The organism is Aquabacterium sp. (assembly GCF_016234775.1).
Classification (GTDB): domain Bacteria; phylum Pseudomonadota; class Gammaproteobacteria; order Burkholderiales; family Burkholderiaceae_C; genus Aquabacterium.
The window spans coordinates 73,200-99,338 of the sequence record NZ_JACRAH010000001.1 but is presented as its reverse complement, the minus strand read 5'-3'; the positions used below and the strand labels follow the sequence as shown (position 1 = coordinate 99,338).

Annotated in this window: 22 protein-coding genes and 1 tRNA gene; 13 read left to right on the top strand and 10 right to left on the bottom strand. The window is 61.2% G+C overall.

Annotated elements, in window-relative coordinates; translation table 11 throughout:
• Window positions 1-262: 262 nt before the first annotated feature.
• The 3 genes from HY836_RS00440 to HY836_RS00430 all read right to left on the bottom strand — a co-directional run bounded on the left by HY836_RS00440 (window position 263) and on the right by HY836_RS00430 (window position 3,382).
• Window positions 263-1,330: an AraC family transcriptional regulator gene (locus HY836_RS00440; RefSeq protein WP_290672252.1), complete on the bottom strand. Its 1,068-nt coding sequence runs from the start codon at window positions 1,328-1,330 to the stop codon at window positions 263-265.
• A 73-nt stretch (window positions 1,331-1,403) separates the two neighbouring features.
• Complete coding sequence (locus HY836_RS00435) at window positions 1,404-2,288, bottom strand: metal-dependent hydrolase (protein WP_290672250.1); 885 nt, start codon at window positions 2,286-2,288, stop codon at window positions 1,404-1,406.
• 194 nt (window positions 2,289-2,482) lie between these two features.
• Window positions 2,483-3,382 (bottom strand): metal-dependent hydrolase, encoded by a 900-nt coding sequence (locus tag HY836_RS00430; protein WP_290672248.1) that lies wholly within the window; start codon window positions 3,380-3,382, stop codon window positions 2,483-2,485.
• Between the two features lie 220 nt (window positions 3,383-3,602).
• On the opposite strand from HY836_RS00430, the gene HY836_RS00425 reads away from it, so the two are divergent.
• Window positions 3,603-4,742 carry a diguanylate cyclase gene (locus tag HY836_RS00425; RefSeq protein WP_290672245.1) on the top strand — a complete coding sequence of 380 codons (1,140 nt, stop codon included), beginning with the start codon at window positions 3,603-3,605 and terminating at the stop codon, window positions 4,740-4,742.
• An 18-nt stretch (window positions 4,743-4,760) separates the two neighbouring features.
• Here HY836_RS00425 and alaS read toward each other — a convergent pair whose 3' ends face one another.
• Window positions 4,761-7,427 carry an alanine--tRNA ligase gene (gene alaS, locus HY836_RS00420; RefSeq protein WP_290672242.1) on the bottom strand — a complete coding sequence of 889 codons (2,667 nt, stop codon included), beginning with the start codon at window positions 7,425-7,427 and terminating at the stop codon, window positions 4,761-4,763.
• Window positions 7,428-7,598: 171 nt separating this feature from the next.
• On the opposite strand from alaS, the gene HY836_RS00415 reads away from it, so the two are divergent.
• Both HY836_RS00415 and HY836_RS00410 read left to right on the top strand, forming a co-directional pair.
• Window positions 7,599-9,086 carry an NAD-dependent succinate-semialdehyde dehydrogenase gene (locus HY836_RS00415; protein ID WP_290672238.1) on the top strand — a complete coding sequence of 496 codons (1,488 nt, stop codon included), beginning with the start codon at window positions 7,599-7,601 and terminating at the stop codon, window positions 9,084-9,086.
• A 140-nt stretch (window positions 9,087-9,226) separates the two neighbouring features.
• Complete coding sequence (locus HY836_RS00410) at window positions 9,227-9,460, top strand: hypothetical protein (RefSeq protein WP_290672235.1); 234 nt, start codon at window positions 9,227-9,229, stop codon at window positions 9,458-9,460.
• Here the strand turns inward: HY836_RS00410 and HY836_RS00405 are convergent.
• Both HY836_RS00405 and HY836_RS00400 read right to left on the bottom strand, forming a co-directional pair.
• Window positions 9,444-11,051 carry a PEP/pyruvate-binding domain-containing protein gene (locus HY836_RS00405; protein ID WP_290672232.1) on the bottom strand — a complete coding sequence of 536 codons (1,608 nt, stop codon included), beginning with the start codon at window positions 11,049-11,051 and terminating at the stop codon, window positions 9,444-9,446. The genes HY836_RS00410 and HY836_RS00405 overlap by 17 nt on opposite strands.
• Window positions 11,048-12,994 (bottom strand): phosphate transport regulator, encoded by a 1,947-nt coding sequence (locus HY836_RS00400; RefSeq protein WP_290672229.1) that lies wholly within the window; start codon window positions 12,992-12,994, stop codon window positions 11,048-11,050. Before HY836_RS00400 ends, HY836_RS00405 begins: the two co-directional genes overlap by 4 nt.
• Window positions 12,995-13,268: 274 nt before the next feature.
• On the opposite strand from HY836_RS00400, the gene HY836_RS00395 reads away from it, so the two are divergent.
• Complete coding sequence (locus tag HY836_RS00395; protein WP_290672226.1) at window positions 13,269-13,547, top strand: hypothetical protein; 279 nt, start codon at window positions 13,269-13,271, stop codon at window positions 13,545-13,547.
• Here the strand turns inward: HY836_RS00395 and HY836_RS00390 are convergent.
• Entirely contained in the window at window positions 13,508-14,194 is a 687-nt protein-coding gene (locus HY836_RS00390; RefSeq protein ID WP_290672223.1) for a hypothetical protein, read from the bottom strand. The two genes, HY836_RS00395 and HY836_RS00390, sit on opposite strands and share 40 nt — an antisense overlap.
• Before the next feature lie 210 nt (window positions 14,195-14,404).
• Between HY836_RS00390 and gshA the strand changes: the two genes are divergently transcribed.
• Complete coding sequence (gshA, locus tag HY836_RS00385; RefSeq protein ID WP_290672840.1) at window positions 14,405-15,892, top strand: glutamate--cysteine ligase; 1,488 nt, start codon at window positions 14,405-14,407, stop codon at window positions 15,890-15,892.
• Between the two features lie 58 nt (window positions 15,893-15,950).
• On the opposite strand, the gene HY836_RS00380 is transcribed toward gshA, so the two are convergent.
• The gene (locus tag HY836_RS00380; RefSeq protein ID WP_290672220.1) at window positions 15,951-16,268 is read right to left on the bottom strand and encodes a hypothetical protein; all 318 of its coding nucleotides are present in this window, start codon (window positions 16,266-16,268) and stop codon (window positions 15,951-15,953) included.
• Window positions 16,269-16,480: 212 nt separating this feature from the next.
• Between HY836_RS00380 and HY836_RS00375 the strand changes: the two genes are divergently transcribed.
• From HY836_RS00375 to HY836_RS00365, 3 genes are read left to right on the top strand one after another with little or no spacing between them, the layout of a single operon-like run.
• On the top strand, window positions 16,481-17,722 hold the full coding sequence (locus HY836_RS00375) for a thiolase domain-containing protein (RefSeq protein ID WP_290672217.1): 1,242 nt from the start codon (window positions 16,481-16,483) through the stop codon (window positions 17,720-17,722).
• A 24-nt stretch (window positions 17,723-17,746) separates the two neighbouring features.
• Complete coding sequence (locus HY836_RS00370; RefSeq protein ID WP_290672214.1) at window positions 17,747-18,061, top strand: hypothetical protein; 315 nt, start codon at window positions 17,747-17,749, stop codon at window positions 18,059-18,061.
• A 29-nt stretch (window positions 18,062-18,090) separates the two neighbouring features.
• On the top strand, window positions 18,091-18,885 hold the full coding sequence (locus HY836_RS00365; protein ID WP_290672212.1) for an SDR family NAD(P)-dependent oxidoreductase: 795 nt from the start codon (window positions 18,091-18,093) through the stop codon (window positions 18,883-18,885).
• A 90-nt stretch (window positions 18,886-18,975) separates the two neighbouring features.
• On the opposite strand, the gene HY836_RS00360 is transcribed toward HY836_RS00365, so the two are convergent.
• Window positions 18,976-19,049: transfer RNA gene (locus tag HY836_RS00360), tRNA-Gly, on the bottom strand.
• A 246-nt stretch (window positions 19,050-19,295) separates the two neighbouring features.
• Between HY836_RS00360 and HY836_RS00355 the strand changes: the two genes are divergently transcribed.
• The gene (locus HY836_RS00355) at window positions 19,296-20,057 is read left to right on the top strand and encodes a hypothetical protein (RefSeq protein ID WP_290672209.1); all 762 of its coding nucleotides are present in this window, start codon (window positions 19,296-19,298) and stop codon (window positions 20,055-20,057) included.
• Between the two features lie 42 nt (window positions 20,058-20,099).
• Here HY836_RS00355 and HY836_RS00350 read toward each other — a convergent pair whose 3' ends face one another.
• A complete protein-coding gene (locus HY836_RS00350; protein ID WP_290672206.1) occupies window positions 20,100-20,837 on the bottom strand; it encodes a hypothetical protein in 738 nt (245 codons plus the stop codon).
• Window positions 20,838-20,964: 127 nt separating this feature from the next.
• On the opposite strand from HY836_RS00350, the gene HY836_RS00345 reads away from it, so the two are divergent.
• The 4 genes from HY836_RS00345 to rbbA all read left to right on the top strand — a co-directional run bounded on the left by HY836_RS00345 (window position 20,965) and on the right by rbbA (window position 26,134).
• Window positions 20,965-21,495, top strand: coding sequence for a GNAT family N-acetyltransferase (locus HY836_RS00345; RefSeq protein ID WP_290672204.1), 531 nt, complete (start codon window positions 20,965-20,967; stop codon window positions 21,493-21,495).
• A 96-nt stretch (window positions 21,496-21,591) separates the two neighbouring features.
• Window positions 21,592-22,293 (top strand): CerR family C-terminal domain-containing protein, encoded by a 702-nt coding sequence (locus HY836_RS00340; RefSeq protein ID WP_290672202.1) that lies wholly within the window; start codon window positions 21,592-21,594, stop codon window positions 22,291-22,293.
• Window positions 22,290-23,300: an HlyD family efflux transporter periplasmic adaptor subunit gene (locus tag HY836_RS00335; protein WP_290672199.1), complete on the top strand. Its 1,011-nt coding sequence runs from the start codon at window positions 22,290-22,292 to the stop codon at window positions 23,298-23,300. The genes HY836_RS00340 and HY836_RS00335 overlap by 4 nt, the downstream gene beginning before the upstream one ends.
• A 17-nt stretch (window positions 23,301-23,317) precedes the next feature.
• Complete coding sequence (rbbA, locus tag HY836_RS00330; RefSeq protein ID WP_290672197.1) at window positions 23,318-26,134, top strand: ribosome-associated ATPase/putative transporter RbbA; 2,817 nt, start codon at window positions 23,318-23,320, stop codon at window positions 26,132-26,134.
• Window positions 26,135-26,139: the final 5 nt, after the last annotated feature.

Below are 26,139 nucleotides of genomic sequence, written 5' to 3'. Positions count from 1 at the left end.
AAAACCGATGTAGTGCGTTGCGCGAATTCAAACGGTCGTCTGAATCACTTCAATCTATGTGCAAGCGCTCGGCCGAGCAATCACCGAGGGCGGCCAAAAGGGCCATTTCACGACTATATTGAAAATGCTGCGCCGCATCTAACCCGGTCCGGGGAAGCATTAACCCCGAAGCACTGGGGACAAGTGCAAATCCGCCAAGCCATGACGCCTGACAACGGTCTATCTGACTTTTCAAAAGATCAGATAAACCGTTACAAGTCGCTCAAGCCTGCTGCTCGCGCCAGGCACTGGGTGTGGCGCCCTCCCAGCGTTTGAAGGCCGCAGTGAATGCGCGGCGATCAGAAAACCCAAGGCGTGCGCTGATATCGTCGATGGACACATCCCCCTGGCGCAACCACTGACATGCCAGGCGATGACGCATACGCGCCTGCACGTTTAGATAACTGTCGCCTTCATCCTTGAGCCGACGCTGCAAGGTGCGCGGATGCAGATTGAGCCGGTCGGCCATGTCTTCCACGCCCAAAGCCAGCAGGCTGGGATCGCGCGTGATGAACTCTTCGATCTCGGCGGCCACACCCTGGCGACGCGCCTCTTTGCCCAGGCGCTGCTCGGCCAGGAAATGAGCCTGCTCGTGCAAGGCCGGGAAGGCCCCTTCCAGTGGCAGATCCAGAATGCGGCGCTCGAACACCAGGGCATCCTGCGGGGCATTGAACGTCACGGGCACGCCAAAGAAGGGCTCGAACTGCGCGGCGTAGGGAGGTGGTGGCCCCTGCATGGTCACACCGACAAAGCCGGTTTCAGAGCCCTGCAGCGTACGACCGAACTTGCGGATGCAAGCCAGGATGGCTTGAGACACGAGTTGCAACGGCAGACCATAGGCCGCCACATTGGGAATAGGCACGTCAAGACCGACGATGACCTTGGCCAGATCGCCCTCCTCCCTCACCTCCAAGGTTAGCCAGGGCAACACCATGCGTCGAGCCAGGTCGGCCACGCGCAAGGCCTCGCGCAAGGACGGGCTGGTGGTCAGCAGCGTTTCGAACTCGGGCAGAGACTCAAAGGCGAAGGTGTCACCCAGCACAAGCGGAAAATGCTTGTCTGGCGGCGACAGGGCAACGCATTGCTCCAATACCGAAATCAGTTGCAGCGGCGAGACGCGAGCATCTTCCAGTCGAATCAGGTCGATCTTGATGCCAGCCTCCTTGAACAGGGGCTGAACGTTAAAACCGCATTTGGTAGCCGCCTTGATCCAGGCGGACAACATGAACAAGGGAATGGGCTTGATGCCCATCGCCTCTAGAACGGCTTGTGGTGGCAGTGGAATACGCATAAACGAAATCGGCACACCCCCATGAGGTGTGCCGAAGTCTAACCAACTACAGGGCTGTCAACGCAATAAAAAATCAGAAAGCCATCCGCGTGCGCATCAATTCACTGGCCTCCACTGGGTCGCGATGCAGATTGAAGGCTTGCAACCATTCGTCGTAGCCTGGCTGGTCGGTTTCATCCCACGGATGGTAGCCAGGCTTGTAGTACAGGAAGTAGTGGCTGTAGAGCGGGCCCACGAAACCACCTGGCTTGAGCAACCACCAAATGCCCTTGGCGTTGAGCTTGACGCGCTGCCACCAGCTGAACCCATCATGCTTGAGCATGAAGTTCAGGAACTTGAAGATCACCAGCGGGAAAATCAGCGTGGTGTGCAGCAGCGTCCAGATGCGCTGGACATAGCCGACCTTCGCGTAATCAACCATGACGTCGTAGGCAACGCCTTTGTGCTCGACTTCCTCGATGGCGTGCCACGCGTACATGGCGCGCACCTTCGGATGTGCATCTCTCAACACATCGCGCTTGTCAAACATGGCGTGCGCACCCAGGGCGGTGAAATGCTCCAGCGCCGAGGTCAGTCCCAGCGTGTATTCGCGGCTGTAACGACTGCGGTACTTGTCAAACAACAACTGATTGAGCCACTTGAGCAGATAGTCCACGTCAACGCCCTGGGTCTTCAGGTGATCGTTGAACTGATTGTGCACCAGCGTGTGCTGGGCTTCCTGACGGTTGAAATCCTTGATGTCCTGCAACAGCTTGGGGTCGTTGACGCGGTCGCGGAAATCACGCACCGAGGTCATGAAGAACTTTTCGCCGGGCGGAAAAATCACCGACAGGGCGTCAAAAAAACGGCTCTTGAAAGCGTCACCGCCGAACCAGTATTTGGGGATGCTGCTGTCAAAACCGAAATCCAGCTTTTCACGCGGGATGATGGGGTGCAGGGCTTGCGGATGTTTGGCCATGTTATGAATCTCTCCTCGTTCTCCAGGATGGCTCTACTGTAAGAACAGGTGGCCTGAAACAACAGGATGAGGTGTGACAGCAGGGTTTCCTGTGCGACATCAACAACCTGGTATTTCTACTAGGTATTTCTTCACTTTCACCAAATAAGAAGGCCTCCCACGGAGGCCTTCAATCACCGTCATTGGTGGACTCTTTACGCACTCAGCGCAAGGTCGTGACGCATCTGTTCGCTGGCCTTGAGTGGGTCCTTGGAGCTGTTGAACGCGGCCAACCACTCCTCGTAACCCACTTGATCGGCCTCTTGCCAGGGGTGATAGCCAGGCTTGTAGTAAGTCCAGTAGTGCTTGGCCATCGGCTGCAGCAGGCCACCCGGCTTGAACAGCCACCACATGCCGCCGACCATCATCTTGGCGCGCTGCCAGGCATTGAAGCCATCATGGATCATCAACTGGCGCTGGATCACGAAAATGGTCTTGGGGAACATCACCGAAGCATGCACCAGCGCCCACACACGCTTGAGGTAGCCCACCTTGGCATAGTCCTCCATCACGTCGTAGGCCACGCCCTTGTGCTCGACTTCTTCAATGGCGTGCCAAGCGTACATGGCACGAACGCGATAGTCAGCCTCCTTCATCACATCACGCTTGTCAAACAGGCTGTGAGCAATGATCGAGGTGAAGTGCTCCAGCGCAGACGTGATGGCCAGCGTGTACTCGCGACTGTACTGATTGCGATAGTCGACGTTGAGCATCTTGTCGACATACTTGGTCAGTTTATCGACATCCACACCTTGGCGACGCAGGCGGTCGTTGTCCTGACGGTGCACCAGCGTGTGCTGAGCTTCCTGGCGGTTGAAGCCCTGAATGTCTTCCAGCAGCTTGGGATCCTGGATCTGGTCGCGGAAATCGCGCACGCAGGTCATGAAGAACTTCTCGCCAGGCGGGAAGATGATGGACAGGGCATCCCAGAAACGACTCTTGAAGGGATCCCCCCCGAACCAGTACTTGGGGACGTCGCCGCTCAGACCAAAGTCCAGCTTCTCGCGCGGGATGATCGGATGCACGGCATCGTGTTTTGTATTGTTGGCGCTCATGTTCATCACCTGTTGATCGGTTCCTCGGTTCTTTAATTTAGCCCGATCAACGCAAGCACGCACAGGATCAGGGATGACAGCGAGGGTGCAGCTGCGACAAACTCACACTTCTTCCACCCAACTCAAAGAGGGCTTCGTGGCAAATGTCACACCCCAGGTGACTCAAGTGCCGCTTCCGATATTCCGATATCAATGCAACCACCAAGCGAGGAGTGTCGGCGTGGCCATTTCTTCCCCATCCGCATCCGGATCCGCTTCAGTCAGACCCCAGCCTGCCACATCTCTGTCCAACGAGGGTGAGCAACAGGCCTGGCAGGTGGGCACGGAAGCCACGCAGCCTGAGGCGTTTCGCGCCTTGCTGCAAGGCATCGGCGTCATCGCCGGCCTGACGCATGTCGCCTTTTGCTCGCTGTTCTTCTGGGCGCATGTCACCTCGCTGGCCTATGTGAACATCGGCAGCGTGCTGAGCTATGTGTGGGTGTTTGCGCTGGCGCGACGGGGGCAGGTTGAACAAGCCTGGGCCGTGACCGTGCTGGAAGTGCTGGGCCACGCCATCCTGGCGGTGTCCGTGATCGGCTGGGACACCGGCTTCCACTACTACATCCTGCTGGTTATCCCTGTGGCGGTGATCAGCTCGATTCGCCCGGTGGCACTCAAGGCCGCCACGGTACTCGGCGTGATGATGACCTACCTTGTGCTGGACATCGTGCTGCGGCACCGCACGCCCCCCAACGAGTTACCCATGGTGGTGATCGATGGCCTGCACTACTTCAATGTGGTGGGCGTGATGATCATCCTGATCTTCCTGGCCGGCTATTACTACTATCTGATCGATAAAGCAGCGGCGGCGCTGCGCGAGATGGCTTCCACGGATCCGTTGACGCAGTTGAAGAATCGCCGCGCGATCACCGAGGTGATCCGCCGCGAAGAAAGCCGAGTGCGTCGAGGCACCCCCTACCTGTCCTTCATCCTGTGTGATCTGGACCACTTCAAGTCGATCAACGACAGCAAAGGGCACGACGCGGGTGATGCGGTACTCAGGTCCGTGAGCAAGACGCTGCAAAGTTGCATGCGCGATGTGGACTTTGTCGCGCGTTGGGGCGGCGAGGAATTCCTGGTCGTGCTGCCCGATACCGACGAGGAAGGTGCCAAGCTGGTCGCGGAGCGGATCCGCGGCAAGATCGAAGGCACGCTGATCGATACCACCGGCAATGAGCCGTTCAAGGTCACGATGACCTTGGGCGTGGCTGTGATCCAGAAGACCGAGAACGCCGAGCAGGCCATCGCCCGCGCCGATATGGCGCTGTACGAGGGCAAGAGAAACGGCCGCAACCGGGTGGTGGCTGCGGCCGTTGTTTGACGCCTGCTGAGGGCGGGCTCAGAGCTTGTCGCTCACCCAGCCCTGAACGCCTGCCAGGGCCTTGGGCAAACCTGCGGCATCGGTGCCACCGGCCATGGCCATGTCCGGCTTGCCGCCACCCTTGCCTCCCACTTGCTGGGCCACAAAGTTGACCAGCTCACCAGCCTTGACCTTCGATGTGGTATCGGCCGTGACGCCTGCGGCGATCTGGACCTTGCCACCGTCCACAGCAGCCAGCACGATGGCGGCGGTCTTGAGCTTGTCCTTGAGCTTGTCCATCGTGTTGCGCAGCGTGGCGGCATCGGCGCCGTCCAGCACCGCAGCCAGCACCTTGACGCCCTTGACGTCCACGGCTTGCGCCATCAACTCGTCACCCTGGCTGGATGCCAGCTTGCCCTTGAGTGCGGCGATTTCTTTTTCCAGCGCACGGATCTGGTCCATCGCGGCGGCCACGCGGGCAGGTACTTCCTGCGGGGTGGCCTTGATCAGGGCGGCCACGCCGTCGAGCGTGGCTTCCAGGTTCTGGGTGTAGGCCAGAGCGGCTGCACCGGTGATGGCTTCCACGCGGCGTACGCCAGCGGCCACGCCGCCTTCGGCCACGATCTTGAACAGACCAATGTCACCCGTGCGCTTGACGTGGGTCCCACCACACAGCTCCTTGGAGGAACCGATGGTCTGCACGCGCACGGTTTCGCCGTACTTCTCACCGAACAGCATCATCGCGCCGGACTTCTGGGCGTCGTCCAGGGCCATGACCTGCGCTTGCGCTTCAGCATTGGCCAGAATCTCTGCATTGACCAGCTCCTCGACTTCGCGGATCTCTTCATCCGTCATCGGGGCGTTGTGGGCGAAGTCGAAACGGGTGCGGTCTACCGTGACTTGCGAGCCCTTTTGCTGGACGTGATCGCCCAGCACTTCGCGCAAGGCCTTGTGCATCAGGTGGGTGGCGCTGTGGTTGCGCACGGTCTTGGCGCGCACGTCGGCGTCCACGCGGGCGTTGATCTTGTCGCCCACCTTGATGCTGCCTTCGACCACGCGGCCGTGGTGACCAAAGACCTCGGCCTGGATCTTCAGGGTGTCTTCCACCACGAAACGGCTGGAGCCGTTGCGCAGGTCGCCGCTGTCACCGGCCTGGCCACCAGACTCGGCGTAGAACGGGGTGTGATCCAGCACGATGACGGCGTCGTCACCGGCATTGGCTTCGGTCACTGCCGCACCATCCACGTAGATAGCGGTCACGTTGGCGGCGTCCACCGTGAGGTGTTCGTAGCCATGGAAACCAGTAGCCACGCCGCTGTATTCCAGGCCAGCAGCCATCTTGAACTTGCCGGCGGCGCGGGCTTGCTGGCGCTGGTGCGCCATGGCAGCGTCAAAGCCAGCCTGGTCCACCGTCACATCGCGCTCACGGCAGACGACGGCAGTCAGGTCAACCGGGAAGCCATAGGTGTCGTGCAGCTTGAAGGCGGTTTCGCCATCGACCTGACTGGCACCCGAGGTTTCCAAATTCGCCAGCGCGCCTTCCAGGATTTCCATGCCGTGCGCGATGGTCTGGAAGAAGCGTTCTTCTTCCGTCTTGAGCACATCGGTGATGCGCTTTTCGTGCTGGCGCAGTTCGGGATAGGCCTCGCCCATCTGCTCGACCAGGGCGGCAACCAGCTTGTGGAAGAACGGCGTGCGAGCGCCCAGCTTGTAGCCGTGGCGGATGGCACGACGGGTGATGCGACGCAGCACGTAGCCACGGCCTTCGTTGCTGGGAATGACGCCATCGGCCACGGTGAACGAGCAGGCGCGGATGTGGTCGGCGATGACCTTCAGGCTGGGGCTGCTGGCGTCACAACCTGCACCTTCGATACCCGTGGCGGCCGAGGCCCCACCGGCTGTGTCCACCGCCCCCTTGGCCGCAGCCAGCAGCGCCTGGAACAGATCGATTTCGTAGTTGCTGTGCTTGCCCTGCAGCACCGTGGCGATGCGCTCCAGGCCCATGCCGGTGTCCACCGAGGGCTTGGGCAGCGGGTGCATCACGCCGTCTTCCGTGCGGTTGAACTGCATGAAGACGTTGTTCCAGATCTCGATATAGCGGTCACCGTCTTCATCGGGGCTGCCGGGAGGGCCGCCAGCGATCTCGGGGCCGTGGTCGTAGAAGATCTCGGTACAGGGGCCGCAAGGGCCGGTGTCACCCATCATCCAGAAGTTGTCGGACATGTAGCGGCCGCCCTTGTTGTCGCCGATGCGCACGATGCGCTCGGCGGGCACGCCTACCACCTTGTTCCAGATCTCGTAGGCTTCATCGTCTTCGTGGTAGACGGTGACCCAGAGCTTTTCCTTGGGCAGCTTGAACTGCGTGGTCAACAGCTCCCAGGCGTAGCTGATGGCAGCTTGCTTGAAGTAATCCCCAAAGCTGAAGTTGCCCAGCATTTCGAAGAAGGTGTGGTGGCGCGCGGTGTAGCCCACGTTGTCCAGGTCGTTGTGCTTACCGCCAGCGCGGATGCACTTTTGCGAGGTGGTGGCGCGGGTGTAGGGACGCTTGTCAAAGCCCAGGAACACGTCCTTGAACTGGTTCATACCCGCATTGGTGAACAGCAGGGTCGGGTCGTCGCCCGGCACAACGGGGCTGGACGCCACGATGGTGTGTCCCTTGGACTGGAAGAATTCCAGGAAGGTCTTGCGGATATCAGCGGCTTTCATGAGGGCTTTCTACTTTTGTCGCTCGTATCGGAATGCTGCCCGCCCGACAGGGGTCAAGGGCGCAACCAGAGATTATAGGTTTGAGGCGCCCTATCATGGCGGATGGCACCCGACCCGTCTCAAGCGGGCCAGGCGCACGCAAAACCGAGGACAGACAAGAGGACCGACAAGATGAACACGAGCACTTCTCCGCTGGCGTTGCTTCAAGACCCCACCCTGCTGAAAACCCAGGCCCTGATAAATGGCCAATGGGTGGGCGGCCCTGCCCGCTTTGCCGTGACGGATCCCGCCACGGGTGCCACCCTGGCGGAAGTCGCCAATCTGGGCGCCGAGCAAGCGCAGGCAGCCATCGCGGCTGCCAACCGCGCCTGGCCCGCCTGGCGTGCGCTCACGGCCAAGGCCCGCGCCGCCATCATGATGAAGTGGTTCCACCTGCTGAACCAGCACGCCGACGACCTGGCCCGCATCATGACCGCCGAGCAAGGCAAGCCCCTGGTTGAGGCCAAGGGTGAAGTGGGCTATGGCGCCAGTTTCATTGAGTGGTTTGCCGAAGAAGCGCGCCGCGTGTACGGCGAAACCGTGCCCAGCACCGACCCGAGCAAGCGCTTTCTGGTCATCCGCCAGCCGATTGGCGTGTGCGCGGCCATCACGCCCTGGAACTTCCCCATCGCCATGATCACCCGCAAGGTGGCGCCTGCCCTGGCGGCCGGCTGCCCCGTGGTCATCAAGCCGGCCGAAGCCACGCCCTTGTCGGCCCTGGCCGTGGCCGAACTGGCCCAACGCGCGGGCATGCCAGCTGGCGTGCTCAACATCATCACCGCGGATGCGAGCCAGTCCATCGAAGTAGGCAAGGCGCTTTGCGAGAGCGACACGGTGCGCCACCTGTCGTTCACGGGGTCGACCGAGGTGGGCCGCATCCTGATGAAGCAATGCGCGCCCACCGTGAAGAAGCTGGGGCTGGAGCTGGGCGGCAATGCCCCCTTCATCGTGTTCAACGACGCCGATCTGGATGCCGCGGTGGAAGGCGCGATGATCAGCAAATACCGCAATGCGGGACAAACCTGCGTGTGCGCCAACCGCCTGTATGCGCAATCGGGCATCTACGACGCCTTTGTGGCCAAACTGGCCGAGCGCGTGGCGCAGATGAAGGTGGGCAATGGCTTTGAAGCCGGCGTGACCCAGGGGCCCCTGATCGAGGCTGACGCCTTGGTCAAGGTGGAGACACTGGTGGCCGACGCGCTGGCCAAAGGCGCCAAGGTGGTAACCGGCGGTGCGCGTGCCAACATCGCGGGAGGCCACTTCTACCAACCGACCGTGCTCGCCAACGTGACGGCCGACATGCGCATGGCCCGCGAAGAGATCTTCGGGCCCGTGGCGCCGGTGTTCAAGTTCGAGACCGAAGCAGAGGCCATCGAACTGGCCAACAACACCGAATTCGGACTGGCGAGCTATTTCTTCAGCCGTGATGTGGGCCGCATCTTCCGGGTCAGCGAAGGGCTGGAGTACGGCATGGTGGGCGTCAACACCGGCTTGATCTCGACCTGTGAGGTGCCGTTTGGCGGCGTCAAGCAATCGGGACTGGGCCGCGAAGGTGCACGCCAAGGCATGGATGACTACGTGGAAGCCAAGTACATCTGCCTGGGTGGGCTGGACAAGTAAGCCCTGTCCGAGGTGCAGGCTGCGCATGCCGATCAATGCGCCAAAGGGATCATGGCCGGCTCAAGCTACTGTCACCAACGGATAGCAAGATTGCCGGCTCGCGGCAATCGGCCGCGAAAACCCCGAAGGTGTGGAAGTACATGCGCAACGATCTGGATCCATTTGATAGCTCGGTCTATCAACGCACACACAAAGGACAGATCGTTGCAGCAGGACAAGCGTCATCAGTTGAGCACGCACTCATCCTCTGGCTGCGTATGGTCAATGGCCAGACACCCACTCACGCGCTGATGACATTGGCAGGCATGTCACCGCATGACACGCGGATCATCGTTGATCGGCTGCTGGCCCTGGGGCTCATTGAGCGCTGTTGAGTTGCGCCAGCCGAGCCAGAAGCTCGACTGGCTCTTCCGCCACGGTGTTGGCCGCCCCCTGATAGATCGCCCCTTCATTGCCATCCAGGGTAAGCACATCACCTTCGTGTAAGGTCACGGCGCCAAACGACAAGGTGCGCGTGGCTTCGTCCAGCGACATGGCGCTACAGCCCACCAGGCACACCTTGCCCAGCTGACGTGCGACCACCGCAGCATGTGAGGTTCGCGCGCCTCTTTGCGTCAGCAAACCCACTGCAGATTCCAGCGCGGCCATGTCACTGGTCTCTGCATCGCGCCGCACCAGGATGACAACCGCCCCGCTTGCCAGGCGCGCGCGAGCCCGGGCCTCGTCAAAGGCGATTTCGCCAATGGCCACACCATTGCACGCGGTTGCGGCTTGAGCCAGTGGCACCAAAGGAGCCCCATCGGCCGACACCACCCGCTGCGTCATCAAGACCTGCGGTGTCAACTTGGCCGTGCGCGCCTTGGCCGTATCTCGCGAGATCAAGCCTTCATCCAGCAAATCCAGTGCGATGCGTGCCGCTGCCTGCGGCGTGCGCTTGCCGGTGCGGGTCTGCAGCATGTAGAGCTGCCCATCCTGCACGGTGAATTCGAAATCCTGCATGTCGCCAAAGTGCTGCTCGATTTGGCTGGCTGCGTCTTGCAGCGACTGCCAGGCATGTGTGAGCACAGAGGCCATCTCGGCATGCCCATGGGCACTGCGACGGCCCGACACCACGTCTTCACCTTGCGCATTGAACAGGAAGTCCACCCACAGATGAGGCTCACCGGTTGCCGGGTCTCGCGTGAAACCCACGCCCGCGCCGGACTGACCGCCTGCATTGCCAAACACCATGGCCTGCACGGTCACGGCGGTCCCCAGGTCGTCGGGTAACTGGTTGACACGCCGGTATTCACAGGCCTTGGCCGATTGCCAGGACTTCAGCACGGCGGCAATCGCCGCAGTCAGTTGAGCCTGAGGATCTTGCGGGAATGCGTGCCCTGCCTCCCTCGCGTACGTAGCCAGACAGGCGCGCGTGATGGCACGCAACTCGGCAAAATCCAGATCCCTTTCGTCGCGCCCGCCCGCAATGGCGGCTGTCTCTGCGTCGAACAAGGCCGGATCCAGCCCTGCCACGACTTCGCCGTAAGTGACGACCAGTCTGCGGTAGGCATCCCAGACCAGGCGCGGGTTGCCGGTCTGGCGAACCATGCCCGCCACGGTGGCATCACACAGGCCGATATTGAGCAGCGTCTCCATCATGCCGGGCATGGACACAGGTGCGCCCGATCGAACCGACAACAGCAAGGGTCGGCGCGAATCTCCCAGCCACAGCCCGCAGTTCTCCTGCAAGGCCGTCAAGCCCGGCACCCAGGTCCTGGGCGCAGAAGCTTCGGCACGTGTGGTGTCGTTCTGGCAGTAGGCTGTCCCCAATACAAATGCTGGGGGCACTGGCAAGTCGATCTGAGCCATGCGCAGCAGGTTGTATGCCTTGAAACCCATGGTTTGGGCCGTAGCGGCACTTTGTTGATCGCGCAACTGCTCAGCGCTGCCGCAACCGATCAGGTACAGCGCGTTGGCTGTGTTCATGACTGTGCTCCTGCCTTGTCAAACGCCAGCTCCCTCAGCCCGTAGCCCGCGGCCAGCAAGCGGTCGGACGCCAGTTCCAGCGTCATGGCCAGGTCATTGGCCAACATCAGTGAGGGTGCGTCGTCAATCGCATGGAGGATCACGCGCCGAGCGTGGCGCAGCAATTCATCACACTGTCGCTCCGCCCTCAGCACGTTCCACGTGGCAGCGAGGAAGGCATCGCTGTCGGATGCATCACTCTGGCTACCCAGCGTGCGCGCAATGGCCAGGGCCTTGATGTGATCCTGTGTGGCCTGCAGGACGGTCCGAGCCAACCTGGACAAGGCTTGCCGCACATCATGGTTCCAACCCTTCTGATGATGATCAGCAATCAGGCTCATCATGAAGGCCGCTTCTTCCAGCGCATCAGCCACATCATCAGACAGCGCCATCAGCCGCGCCACAGGCTGCCAGCGCGGTTGACGCTCGGCTTCCTGCCTGGCCTGCATCACCAGGTGATCGGCGCGACGCTCCCAGGCCTTGGCACGCGCAGCCAGATCCTGTGCTACCTCGTGCAAGCTGTCGTGCCCGTGAGCCAGCCCATCGCTGACCGCCTGCGCCAGAGCCTGGCAATAGGCAGCGTGGTCATCCAGCAGGTCAAATTCTGTCGTGCGCTTTTGCACCTGCCGAGACAAGAGCAGACGCGTTTCATCGGCGACCAGCGCCAGAGGCTGACCATGCAACAAGGCCTCGCTGGCCAGGCGCATCACATCCAGCAGGAAGTTCTGTGCCTGGGCATCGCCCAACACATCATCCAGGCGATCCCCGATGCGAAAGGCTCCTGCGCCAGCGGCTTGCATCGCATTGAATACCAGCCGCTCGCCACCGGCCTTCAACCAGGCCATGTGCCCGACTTCCGCCTGAGCCGCGGCGGTCAACACGGTGATGGCACCTTCCTTGTTCACGAAATGCAGCAAACGTTTGCGGGCCCGGTTCCAGTCAATGAGGAACACGATGCTGGCGCCCAGGCCCTCCAGCGTTTGAGCCAGTTGCGCCTCGTCCTTGCAAGCAAACAGCGCAGACCCCACCGAATAGGCCGCCCCCTGATTGAGATCGGCCGTCACACGGGACTCGGTGGCGGACCAGGAGGCCCCAAGCGGCGCCAGCAGGCTCTGGAAAAAGGCAAAGCGGCTGCTGTGCAGATCAGAGTAAGTCAGACTGATGTCCAGCCCTTTGACGCGCATGACCAGCACGTGGGCGTCATTGGTGCCAATGTCGTTTTGCAGCAGCAACTGATCGCCGTCACGCGTGGCAGCCGTGTCCAGTCCCGGGTGATCCAGCTTCAGTGGCGCAGTACGGTTAAGCCCCCGCATGAAGGCGCTGACCAGGGGCCGATCCTCATCGTTCAACTGCCAGACATGCGCCCCATCAATCACCTCGCTGGCCAGCGAGGCAGCCAGATGGTTGATCTGCTTGTGCAGGTCCATGATCAGCAGGTGCACGCTGTCGTCCGCATGTCGATCGCCATGCGTGAGGCTGTGCAACTGTGCCTTGTCCAGTTGTTCGCCGTGCAGTGCGTCCAGCCAGTCCTGCCATTGGTGCACACGCAGATGCGGCTCGGCGTCGTCGGTACAGGCCTCCAGCACCGGCCTGGCCATCGTGGCCAGATCGTCCGACAGGCTGCTGATCAGGCGATCCAGTTCGGGCACGATCAAAGTGCCATCGATGCAACTGGCGCCAGAGGGCAAATCATGCAACCAGGTGGCGTTGCCCAAGCCGGCAGCGTCCAGTTCGCGGGTGAGGTCCAGCGCCTCGCGATCTGGGTGACCTGCATGACTCGATGCAGCCTGTAACACGGTCAGGTAAACCTTGAGCCGGTCGTTCGCGGCCAATGCGGCCTTCACCCATACCGGCATCAACAGACCGCGTTGCCCCAATGACGCCAGTGCCTGACTTTTTTGCATGCTTGATTACCCCCCGAGAAATCATCCCAACGAGTCTGCTATCCACTTGTGACGAAACCATGGCAGAGCAGTGCTTTAGTAGGTCAAGCTGCGAGGACAGCCACCAGCGGCATGACAGGACAACAAGGTGCCCCATCATCGCGAGGGGGTATTCGGGTTTCACCAGGGTTGCCGGCTATGCTCAAGCCGAACTGAGGAACTCAGAACACAGTCATTGACGACGACGGTATCTGGCGATGGTGATTGATCATTTTGGCAACTTCCAGGAGCAGGCATGTACCCGACTACGTCATACGTTCAGGATTCCGTGTTCGAGCGAACCGCCGCAGGCCAATCTGCATTGCTGTCCAACCATTCATCGCTGAACGCCAGCGAGCGAAGGCTGCTGGCGGTGGTCAATGGCTTCACGCCACTGGCAGCATTGCGCGCGCTGCTGCATGACGACGAGTTCTGCGGCTCGGCCATCAAGGCGATGGCTGCACGAGGATTGATCCGCACGCCGGAGCATCACGTTCAGCACTTCTTTTTTGGCTGGCCCTGCGCCCGTCCCTGATCAAACCAGGGCGGCAGTGGCGCAGCCCTGAGAATCGGTGTCCTGGTGTCCTGGTGTCCTGGCTTTGGCATAGGGCGCCTCCATGTGTGGATGTTGGACACATCCACACCAACCATGGCATCGCTCCAGTCGCCAACCTGAATCGTGTGCCATTCGCGTCCTAGCCGCAAGGGGCCCAGCACATCCATCAGCAGCACCATGGATCCCTCGATCAATGGCGCGGTAAGCGTGCGAAACCCTTGAGAGCGAATGAGGGCCGAGGCCTGCGCGTCGCTCAAGCCCCCGAGCATGTCATGCAGCAAGCGGGCAAGTTCGGAGGTGTCGCTACGGGCCGGATCATGCGGCGCCAGGCGATCGATGCTGCCGTTGTGCATCAGCAGCAAGCCCGGTCGGACCACATAAGGATGCGTCATGTCGTGATGGACCTCGCCGTAGGTAGCGCGGCGCAAATGCAGATAGACCTCTGCATCCTGCGGCAGACGGGCATTGTGCGCAAGCAGCTCATCCAGACACAGCCCACGTGCCCACACCACCTCACCTTGCGCGAGGTGAAAGCTGCCCCAACCATCGGCGTTGCTTTGCCAGGCATTCTCCAAAAAGTCAGCCGCGATGCAGCGTCCGAGGGGTTTCTTGATGATCAAACACATGTCATGAATTGCTTGGGCCAACGGCTTTTCGGGGTATCGGCCAAATTTGATTTTTCCGTAGGCTGCTTCTGACTTTTCGCAAGAAATTCGTCACCAGATACCAGCGCCCCAACCCGCGCTCAGCAAGATTCGCCGAACTCTGCTAACTTCGCGCCTCAACAGGAATTGAGGAGATCGCGTTTGACCCGCTTGCATGAACGCCTGAGTGCGATGCCGCCAGAACGCCTGCGTGGCATTCGCCGCGGGGTCGAAAAGGAAAGCCTGCGCACCCTCTCGGACGGTCAACTCGCCATGACGCCCCACCCTCGCCTGTTGGGTTCGGCACTGACCAATCCCCATATCACCACCGACTTCAGCGAGTCGCAGGTCGAACTGGTCACTGGCGCGCATACCCAGGCGAAGGATTGCCTGGCTGAACTCACCCGCATCCACCAGTTTGTGTACCAGGCCATTGGCGATGAGCAACTGTGGGTCAGCAGCATGCCCTGCAACCTGCCGCCAGACGACGAAATCCCGATCGGCCAGTACGGCACGTCCAACGTGGGGCGCGCCAAAACGGTTTACCGCATGGGACTGTCACATCGCTATGGCCGGCGCATGCAAACCATTTCCGGCATCCACTACAACTGGTCGATGCCCGGCCTGAGCAACGACGATTACTTTGGCCTGATTCGGAACTTTCGCAGGCAATCGTTCCTCCTGCTGATGCTGTTCGGCGCCTCACCCGCTGTAACGTCCGATTTCGTGAAGGGCCAGCCACATGGCCTGCAGCCTCTGGGAGATCAAACCCTGTACCTGCCCTACGCCACCTCCTTGCGGATGGGGCGCCTGGGCTACCAGAGCGATGCACAAAGCACGCTGGCGGTCAGCTATAACGGCTTGAAGGGCTATGCCGCCTCACTGCAAGATGCACTCACACGCGCCTACCCCCCGTATGAAGCCATGGGTATCCGTGACAGCCAAGGGGACTACAGGCAACTGTCCACCTCGCTGCTGCAAATCGAAAACGAGTTCTACAGCACCATTCGCCCCAAGCGCGTCATCCGATCAGGTGAACGGCCATTGCACGCCCTGCGCGAACGAGGCGTGGAGTACGTCGAGGTGCGGTGCATGGACCTGAACCCCTTCCTGCCAGTCGGCATCGATGAAAACACCATGCTGTTTCTGGATGTCTTCCTGCTGCATTGCCTCCTGTCTGACAGCCCGCTGGACACGCCCCAGGAGATTGCGGCACTGGCTCGCAACCAGCAGGCAGTCGCTTCGCGAGGGCGCGAACCAGGCCTTCGACTGGAGCGCGGGGCCCAGCAGGTCTTGCTCGCAGACTGGGCCAAGGAATTGCTGGCCGAGTGCGCTCCCATCGCCCACGCACTGGACAAACTGCACGGCGGAGAGGCCCACGCTCAAGCCTGTCAATCTGCCGCAAACGCCTTGAACGATGCGGCACCGCTACCTTCAGCCCGCGTGGTGGCAGCCATGCAGCAGGATCCCGTTAACGGCCACGTGGGCTTTGCGCACGCCAGATCCACACAGATTCGTCAAGCTCTGATGGCCAGTGCACTGCCCGCCATGGAATTCGCGCAGTTTGCACAGCAGGCTCTGGACTCCATGGCCGAACAGGCTGCGATAGAGGCAGCCGACACCCAACCGTTCGAAGCGTTTCGGCAGGATTACATGTCGGCGCAGCATCTGGTGGTGTGAAGCAGCACGCGCGCTGCCAAAAGGCGGCGTCCTGTTTACCTCGCGCTGAGCGCCGCGTTCATGCGGCCTTGCGGCGCTTTGCGACAGCCTTGTTCGCGACACCCTCCGCCTGAGCCGAGTTGGACACATAGCTTTCCATGGCCTTCTGAATGGTTTCCGCGCCATTCGGCACGTGCTTCATGGCCCTCTCCATGACGCTGACCACGTGTTGGTGGGACTCAGCCAGGTGAGCCTCGGCCAAGCGGCTGAACTCGTAACCCAGTCCAACAGCGATCTGAAACAGGTCTCGACTGTACGAGGCGGCAGTACCAGTCAGCTCATGCACGGCCTCCATGTGGGCACTGTTTGTTGCGACGATTTGTTCAGTTGTCAACATGGCAAAACTCCGATACTTGAATTGCTTGCTGGATCAATCTATCGCCACACCATGACAACTTCTCGACAGTGGAAGATGACATCCATGGCCTTGATCCACACCAAGGGAATCGTTCGCACTTGACGTCCTGTCATCAAGTTGAAGCGCCTGTGCTCACATGCTGCGAGCAGAAGGTTCGGCATCCGTCGAATCACGTTCGGCTGAGGTGAAACATGAGCAAGGCCAGCATCATTGGTGCCTACAACACGGCATTCGGCGCTTTCGTACACAAGGACAAGGCGACCGGATTGTTGACCGATACCAAAACCTACTACGACCTGCTCATTGAAGCGGGCCGTGGTGCAATTGCCGATGCCGGGCTGGATGCAAGGGACATCGATGCCATCTATGTGGGATCCTGTTCGCCGGCCTCCTTCGTCAACCAGGAGCATGTGGCCCCCATCGCCGCAGAGATCGACCCCTCGCTGCGTTTCAAGCCCATGACACGGTGCGAATGCGCCTGTGCCTCATCCACGGTGGCCCTGTATGACGCGATCTATGCCATCGAAGCCGGGCGCGCGCGCCATGTGCTGGTGATTGGCGTCGAAAAGATGAACCTCCTGCCGACCCCTCAAATGACGCACGTGCTGGCCTGCTGTTCACACTGGCCCAGCGAGGGGTCAAAGGGCTGGAACTTCCCCATGCTGTTTGCCGAGTATGCGAAGGGCTATCAGGCTCATCACAAGATCGACCAGGCCACCTTGGAGCAGATGCTCTGGACCGTCGGCGCACTGGCCTATCGACATGGCGCGGAGAACCCGCTGGCTCACGTCCGCAACGGCCCGCAAACCGTGGCCGAGATCATGAAGCTCAATGAACTCGACGAACGCGGCCGCAGCAAGAACATGGTGATCGCAGCGCCATTGCGTCTGCACGATTGCTCGCTGGTGTCGGATGGTGCGGCCGCTTTGGTGATCACGCAGACTGCCCACGTACCCAACAAACACCGCGCAGTAGAGATCGCAGGCATCGGCCACTCGGTTGAGCGTCTGCCTGAAAACGTGCGACCCAATATGTACGAGTTGATGGCTGGCAAGGACGCCGCCGCCAAAGCCTACAAGGAAGCGGGCATCACGCCGGGCGATATCGATCTCGCTGAGGTGCATGACTGCTTCACGATCAACCAGATCATGTCCGCCGAGGCCCTGGGGCTGGCCGAGGACGGTCGCGCAGGTTACGACTATCTGGAAGGTCGCTTCACGCGCGATGACCGCGTGGCCATCAACCTGTCAGGCGGCTTGAAAGCCAAGGGGCACCCCGTCGGCGCAACCGGCGCCTCCATGCACACACTGATCTACAAGCAGTTGATTGGCGAGCCCATCGGTGTGCCCGCACGCAAGGCCGACATCGGCGTGGCGTTCAACGTGGGTGGCTCGGCCGTGACCAACTGCGTCACCGTCCTGCGCAAGCTCTGAGCCCAGCGCTCTAAGGACACGAAGATGACAAAGCTCACCTACAACAACCTGGCCTTCTCGGTCGTCGCCGCCGGCAATGCCTGGGACATCACACGCGACCTGGCCACGGGTGGCTCAGCCCTGGTTGGCGCCGGCCTGTTCAAGGGGCGGACAGCGGACGAAGCCATGCGGCGTGCACACGCCTTGATCCAATCCATCTACCCGGTCGGCATCAAGGTCGTCGGCCCCGATGTAGCGCATCCCACCCTGGTGGGCGATCTCAAGATCGTCGGGCCGAACGTGGCGCACCCCAACTTCATCAACTGGAACAAGGACAGCACCTCCTTCCAGGCGAATTGACCCGTCAACCATCCATTTCAGGAAACGTCATGAACATTCAAGGTAGCGTTGCGCTCATCACGGGCGCTGGCAAGGGCATTGGCGAGGCCATTGCCAAATTGTTTGCGCAACAAGGCGCCAAGGTCGCCGTGATCGACATGGTTCAACAAGACATCGATCGCGTGGTGGCCGACGTCAAGGCTGCGGGTGGCGAAGCAATTGGCATCCAGGCCAACGTGACCAGCGAAGCCGAAACCGCCCGGTTCATCCAGGGCACGCTGGAGGCTTTCGGGCAACTCAACATCGCTGTGGCTTGCGCCGGCATCATCCGTGACGGCACCATGCTCTCGCTGGACAAGGACACCGGCAAGGTCTCCAAGAAGCTGGGGCTGGACAAATGGCAGCCCGTGATCGACATCGACCTCACCGGCACCTTCCTTACCCTGCGCGATGCAGCAGAAGCCATGGTCAATGGCGGATGGGAAGGCCTGCTGGTGCCGATTTCATCGGTTAACAAGGTGGGCCAGATCGGGCAACTGAACTACGCATCGGCCAAAGCGGCCGTGGCCATGATGCCCAAAATGATCGTGGGCGAGTTCCTGATGCGGGGCATACGGCACGTTCGCTGCGTGGGCATTGCACCGGGCTACACCGCCACCCCCATGCTGACGGGCATGAACCAGGCTGCCTTGCACGCCATTTTGGAAGATGTGCACATTGATCGCCTGATCGAACCAAATGAAATCGCCGAATTGATTGCGCATTGCGTCAGCAATGAAGCGCTCAACGCCACGACGATCGAAATCACCGGGGGCCTGTGCTACCCGCATGGGATTGCAAAGTAAGTGCTGCTGCCGCGCTGACAAGCTTCGCGCCAGAAAGCGCGGAACGAAAAAAGGGCCAGTCAATGTGACTGGCCCTTTTTCATGCGCATCTGGAGCGGGTGATGGGAATCGAACCCACGTTATTTGCTTGGGAAGCAAGAGTCCTACCATTGAACGACACCCGCGCTGATGTGTATTCTAGCGTGAACCAGATCACGCTCCTGCGCCCAGACTCATTTCGTAAGCAACGCACCACGGCGAATGCTGTCGCCAAGGCCACACAGCACATCGCGCCATATCGTGAACAATTTGACCGCCCCCCGCTTTCAGTGCAATGCGGGGCGTGTCACGCCGGATACCTTCTGTCATCCTTGAGTCAAGGCAAGGTCGGGTCATCGCCCGAACATGGCCAGCCACGGCAGGAGTATCAGATGGCTACACACTTCAAATCCACACTGCAACTCGCCACGGTCTCGATCGGATTCGTGGCCGCGTCGCTCAGCACGTCGGCATCTGCCATCACGATGACACTGCCGACCACCAATCTGGACGCCAACTCGGTGTTCAGCTTCAACAGCGACGTGCAGGATCTGATGACCAATATGGGCATGTACGTCACGGGTCTGGGCAACAGCAAACAGACCTCGCCCACAGCCTGGTCGTTCAACATGCCGGTGACGGAAGTGGCGCTGTCCATGAACCTGCTGCCGCTCAGCCTGTCACCTGTGTCAGGCAAAGCCAGTGGTTCGGCATTGGGGATCTACAGCGAGGAAGGTGGCTTGCAACTCGCCAACTTCTCGTTGGACTTCAAACGCAATGTCCTGTCTGCCGACCTCATCACTGCGGCAGGCACGAGCAAGAACTTTGACGTCTACAACTTCAACGTGGCGCAAGGTCTGCACGTTTCAACCACAGGTGGCCTGTCGATGCAGATGTCGCTGACACAGATGCACTTGACCAAGGGCGCACAAACCGCATTCGCTCAAGCGCTTGTGCTGCAAGATTTCGCTGTTGCGGTGCTGGGCGACCTTGACTTCGGCCGGCTGGATATCAATATCTCGCCCGGCCTGCGCTTCAACGTCTCAGACAAGGCTTACACCAGCACCATGGTGCCCGAGATCCCAAGCGTGGGCATGCTGGCACTAGGGCTGTTCGGCATCGCGATTGCCGCCCGCCGCAAACTGAACAACTGACAAACGTCGCCAGACAGGGCCGACGCACGTCTGCCTGTCGAATCAAAATTCGCCACTGTTGTAGGCGCGGCGCACTTCCTCCAGCGCCTGCTCCAGCTTGGCTGGCGTGCGGTCGGCGGGATTGGTCTTGGCCTGCCACTCGCCATAGGCCGTGGCCATGCGGCGCTTGAGTTCAGTCTGGCGTGTCTTGGCCTGCATCTGCTGCTCGTCCTCGGTCATGGGCGCAATGCCATTGAGATTGCCTTGCAACTCTTCGACCAACTTGTTGCGCTTGTTCTCGTCAGGCTCGATATCGGCCAGCAACACGGCACCCATGAGGTTGGCTTCGATGGGCGTGAACTCGCCAGATGACAGACGGCCGGGCAACTCGCCCAACAAGGCTTTGGCGGCGGCCTGACGGCGCTTGGCGTCCTTGATTTCATCCAGGGTCTGCCAAGCTTCGAATGTATGCTGGTAGCGCAAATAGCCGACGATGCGCTCGGCTTCCTGTTTGGGCTGCCCCAGCTTGGTGATCACCGCATTCAAGGTGTCCCAGTCTTCAGACTGGACATCAGCCGGACGGCCATCGGCCAGCATCTGTACTTTGAGCGATGCAGCCAGATCGTCGGTACCCACACCAGGTTGCACCCAGCCTGCGCCGCTGGCGGCGTTGTCTGCCAGCACCACGCCAGATTGCTCACCAGAGGAGCCAGAGAACCAGTAAATGGCCCCTGCCACCCCGGCCACCACGGCCACTGCCGCCGCAATCTGCCAGGACTTGGAACGCTGATATGTAATCATGAATACTTGACCTCAAACGACCTACGCCACAAAAGGCAGCAGTTTGCACGAAGCGCCGATCAGTTTGCGTGACCACTGGCGACTGTCTGAAAAAAACACCTCAGGTTAAACGCGCACTTTCTTCGTGATGGCTCATTCCACTTATCAGGTTCGCCCCATGCTGCAGCGAGATCTTGCCGCGGTGCTCTTGATTCAGCAACAGTGCTATTCCTCGGATTTCCAGGAGCCTGTTGAGGCGTTTGAATCCAAGTGGACGGCATCCCCCGACACCTGTTGGGTCGCCGAACTGGGCGGCGAGGTATGCGCTTATCTGGTGTGCCTGCCCATACAAGGCAGCCAACTGCCTGCCCTGCACGCCAGCGACTTCCGATGCGCCGAACGTGCCGACTGGCTCTACGTTCATGACCTGGCCATTGGGCACACCGCGAGAGGCACAGGTCTGGCATCCGTGTTGATACAGCAGGCCAAGGTGCAGCGACAGGGTTTGGGGCTTCAAAACATGGGGCTGATCGCGGTACAGGGATCCTGCATGTTCTGGCGCAAATTCGGCTTCGAGGTCGATGAGAGCGAACGCCTGGTGAGCGCAGACAAGCTGGTCACCTTTGGGGCGGACGCCGTTTTCATGCTTCAACGTCGTCAATCTGGCACCGCTGCCTGACGCGAATTCGAACTGCGGCAAGGGCAGCTTGACCTAGGTCAAACCCTTAGAAACTCAAAGTCATACGATCGACTGACTTTGATTTCAGATCGTGCCATGTCTGCTCCAGCCCATCTTGCCAGCCGAACACCGGACGCATCCCGTGGCGCCCAGGCTCGCGAGCGCATGGTCCTGGCTGCGCTGGATCTGTTCGGGAAACACGGCTTCGATGCCACCACCACGCGCATGATCGCGCAGGCGGCCGAAATGAACCTGGGCGCCATCCCCTATTACTTTGGATCCAAGGAAGACCTGTACGCGGAAGCGGCTGGCTATCTGGCTGATTTCATCGAGCAGGAACAAGCCGCACCGCTCCAGTTGCTCAAAGAGCAGAGCGACCAAACAACAGACGTACGCGCACTGATCGACCAGGTGATGGCCTTCACGCTCACACAGGCCCGTCTGTTGCTGGCCGACAAGGTGCCTGCCAGCTGGATCCAGTTCTTTCTGCGCGCACAAGCCGAACATGGCGAAGCCTTCGAGCGCATCTTTGCGCAGGTGGTCGAGCCCATGCAGCAATGTCTCACCGACATCATGGCGCGCATCATCCAGCGTTCGCCTGACGATTTCCAGACCCGCGTGCTCTCCTTTGTCACGCTTCATCAGTTTGTCTGCTTCCGTCTTGCAGACTCGGTATTGATGCGTCGCATGGATTGGGACGCCATCACCCCCGAACGCGTCGAACAGTTGCTCGACGTGATCGCCCCTCATCTGCGCGCCCAGTTGTTGAGCGCGGCCCATCTGCCTGTCCACCCATGAGCAAGAAAACCAACACCTGGCTGATCCTGGCAGCCCTGACCTGCGTGGCCGGTGGCGTGGCCTGGTGGGTCAACAGCCATCGCGATCCGATTCCTGCCGGGCTGGTGCGCAGCAACGGGCGGCTGGAGGTCGAACGCATCGAGATCGCGGCCAAGTACCCCGGGCGCATCATCGAGTTGCCCGTGCGTGAAGGCGATGTAGTCAAAGCTGGCGACCTGATCGCCCGGCAAGACAGCACCGAGCTGGTCGCGCAACGCGCCGCCGTGGAGGCCGCCCGCCAGCGTGCAGGTCAGGCCATGCAACGCGCGGCGGCAGAAACCGAGGTCCGCAAGGTGATGGCTCGCATGGCTCAGCTGGAGCTGGATCACACCACGCGCCTGAAGCAGGATGCACTGGTATCCGGCGCCGAAGTGGAGCGTCGGCAGGCCCAACGCGATGGCGAAAATGCCGGGGTCATGGTGGCCACCGCTGCTATTGGCGAGGCCACTGCGGCCCGGTCTGAAGCCGAAGCACATATGAAGCGCCTGGACATCGCCATCGACGACATGAGCCTGCGTGCGCCCGTGAAAGGCCGCATCGAATACCGCGTGGTGGAGCCAGGATCCGTCATCCCGTCCGGCGGCCGTGTGGCCACGCTGCTGGACACCGCCAACGTCTACATGACCGTGTTCCTGCCCACCTCGGTGGCGGGCAAGCTCAAGGTGGGCGACGAGGCCCGCATCGTGCTGGATGCCGCCACGCAGTTCGTCATCCCCGCGCGGGTGTCCTTTGTGGCCGGTGAAGCGCAGTTCACGCCCAAGTACGTAGAGACCATGTCGGAGCGAGACAAGCTGGTCTACCGCGTCAAGCTGCAGGTGCCCACGGACGTGGCCAATCAATATGCCGCCTATGTGAAGGCAGGCCTCACCGGCTATGGCTTCGTTCGCTCGGATGCGTCTGTGGCCTGGCCCGCCAAGCTCAGCGTCAAACTGCCTCCCGCTGAAGCCGCCTCAGCTGCCGAACCCTGAGCACAGGCCACACCATCATGAACCGGCCTGAAGCCGACAAGCCCGTGGGCGCTGCGCAGGAGCTGGCCGTCAAGGTCACAGACCTGGGGCACACCTATGGCGCCACGCGTGCCATGGACCACGTCAACCTGACGCTCCCGATGGGCAAGACCATCGGCCTGGTCGGGCCTGATGGCGTGGGCAAGTCCACACTGCTGTCCATCATCGCGGGTGTCAAGCGCATCCAGCACGGGCAGGTCGAGGTGCTCGGCCTGAACATGGACGACGCCAACAACCGCGCGCAAATGGCGCCGCGCGTGGCCTTCATGCCGCAAGGCCTGGGGCGCAACCTGTACCCCACCCTCTCGGTAGCCGAGAACATCGACTTCTTCGCGCGCCTGTTCGGGCAAGGCGCCGCCGAGCGCGAAGCCCGCATCCAGCGCCTGCTGGACGCCACCGGTCTGGCGCCTTTCCGCGACCGCCCCGCCGGCAAGCTCTCGGGCGGCATGAAGCAGAAGCTGGGCCTGTGCTGTTCGCTCGTCCACGACCCCGATCTGTTGATCCTGGATGAGCCCACCACGGGCGTGGACCCTTTGTCTCGCCGCCAGTTCTGGTCGCTGGTGGAAACCTTGCGCCGCGAACGCCCGGGCATGACCGTCATCGTGGCCACGGCCTATATGGAAGAGGCCGAGCGCTTCGAATACCTCGTGGCCATGGACGCCGGGCGCATCCTCGTGTTTGATGAAACGCGCGCGGTGCTGGCGCGCACACCCGAGAAGACACTGGAGGCAGCCTACATCGCCTTGCTGCCACCGGACAAGCGCGGCAGCGGCGAGCCATTGGTGATCCCGCCTCGCGCCCACACGGACGGCCCGCCCGCCATCGAAGCCCGGGGGCTGACACGCCGTTTTGGCGACTTCATCGCCGTCAACAACGTGAGCTTTCGCATCGAGCGGGGCGAGATCTTCGGCTTCCTGGGCTCCAACGGCTGCGGCAAGACCACGACCATGAAGATGCTCACCGGCTTGCTGGACATCAGCGACGGCGAAGCCATGCTGCTGGGCCAGCCCATCAACGCCTGGGACCTGGCCACGCGCATGCGTGTGGGCTATATGTCCCAGGCCTTCTCGCTGTATGAAGAACTGAGCGTGCGGCAAAACCTGGCGCTGCATGCCCGGCTGTATCGCCTCGAAGGTGCGGCGGCCGATGCCGCCATTGAAGACGGCCTGAAGCGCTTTGATCTGGCCGAGCACGCCGATGCCAACCCGATGGCGCTGTCTCTGGGCATGCGCCAGCGCCTGCAACTGGCCGCAGCCTGCCTGCACCGCCCGGAGGTGCTGATTCTGGATGAACCCACCTCGGGCGTGGACCCGGCTGCGCGCGACATGTTCTGGCGTCAGCTGGCCAAGCTGGCACGCGAAGAACAGGTCACGATCTTCGTGTCCACCCACTTCATGAACGAGGCCGAACGCTGCGACCGCATCTCGTTGATGCACCGTGGCACGGTACTGGCCGTGGGCACGCCGCAGGAACTGCGCGACAGCAAGCAGGCCGACACGCTGGAGACCGCCTTCATCGCCTACCTCGAACAGGCCGACGACACCGTGCAGGCCGCGCAGGCAGCCTCTACGGTGAAGGCCGAGGTGCCACAGACCGGGCAACAAGCCGCACCATCACCAACCAGCGGAGCGTCGATACAAGCCAACCACCAGCGCAGCAATGGCATGACCCTGTGGCTGTCACGCATGTGGGCCTTCGCCCGCCGTGAGGCCATGGAGCTCAAGCGTGACCCGATCCGCCTGACCTTCGCCATCCTGGGCCCCATCATCCTGCTGGTGACCGCTGCCTGGAGCATCTCCTTCGACATCGAGCACGTGGCGTTTTCGGTGCTGGACCACGATCAGAGCTACGACAGCCGCCAGTTGATCGAGCACTTTGCTGGCTCGCGCTACTTTGAACAACGCGAACCGCTGCGGGACATGGCCGACATCAACCGCGTGCTGCAAGCCCACGACGCCGCGCTGGTGGTGGAGATCCCGCCGCATTACGGGCGAGACCTGATCGGCGGCAGGCGGCCCGAAGTCGCCTTCTACATTGACGGCGCCAGCCCCTTCACCGCCGAAAACGTGCGGGGCTATGCCACCGGCATCGTGCTGGAACACGCCATGCGCTTTGCCAGGGAGCAACCGGGACTGACGCCGCCCACCCTGCCCGCCAGCCTGGAACCGCGCTTTTCCTACAACCAGGAATTCCGCAGCATCTATGCCTCCACACCGGGCCTGCTGATGCTGTGCCTGATCATCATCCCGGCCATGCTCACGGCCCTGGGCGTGGTGCGCGAAAAAGAGATGGGCTCCATCATCAACCTGTACGCTTCGCCGGCCAGCGTGGGCCAGTTCCTGCTGGGCAAGCAACTGCCGTACATCGCGCTGGCCATGGTGAGTTTTCTCACGCTGGTCTTCCTGAGCATCGTGCTGTTGCAGGTACCCTTGAAAGGCAACTTCTTCGCGTTGGCGCTCGGCGCCTTGACCTTCGTGTTCGCCACCACCGCATTGGGCCTGCTGATCTCGGCCTTCCTGCAATCACAGGTCGCCGCCTCTTTTGCCTCAGCCATCATCTGCCTGATCCCCTCGGTGAACTTCTCGGGCCTGCTCTACCCGGTGTCCACCCTCACGGGCTCGGCCTTGTGGGTCGGCAAAGGCTTTCCGGCATCGTGGTTCCAGTTGATCAGCCTGGGCACCTTCACCAAGGGATTGAGCTTTGACAGCTTCGTGCCCATGTACGCCGCCTTGACCGGCTTCGGCCTGCTCTACCTGGGGCTGGCACGGGTGCTGGTCAGAAAGCAGGAGGGTTGAGCACC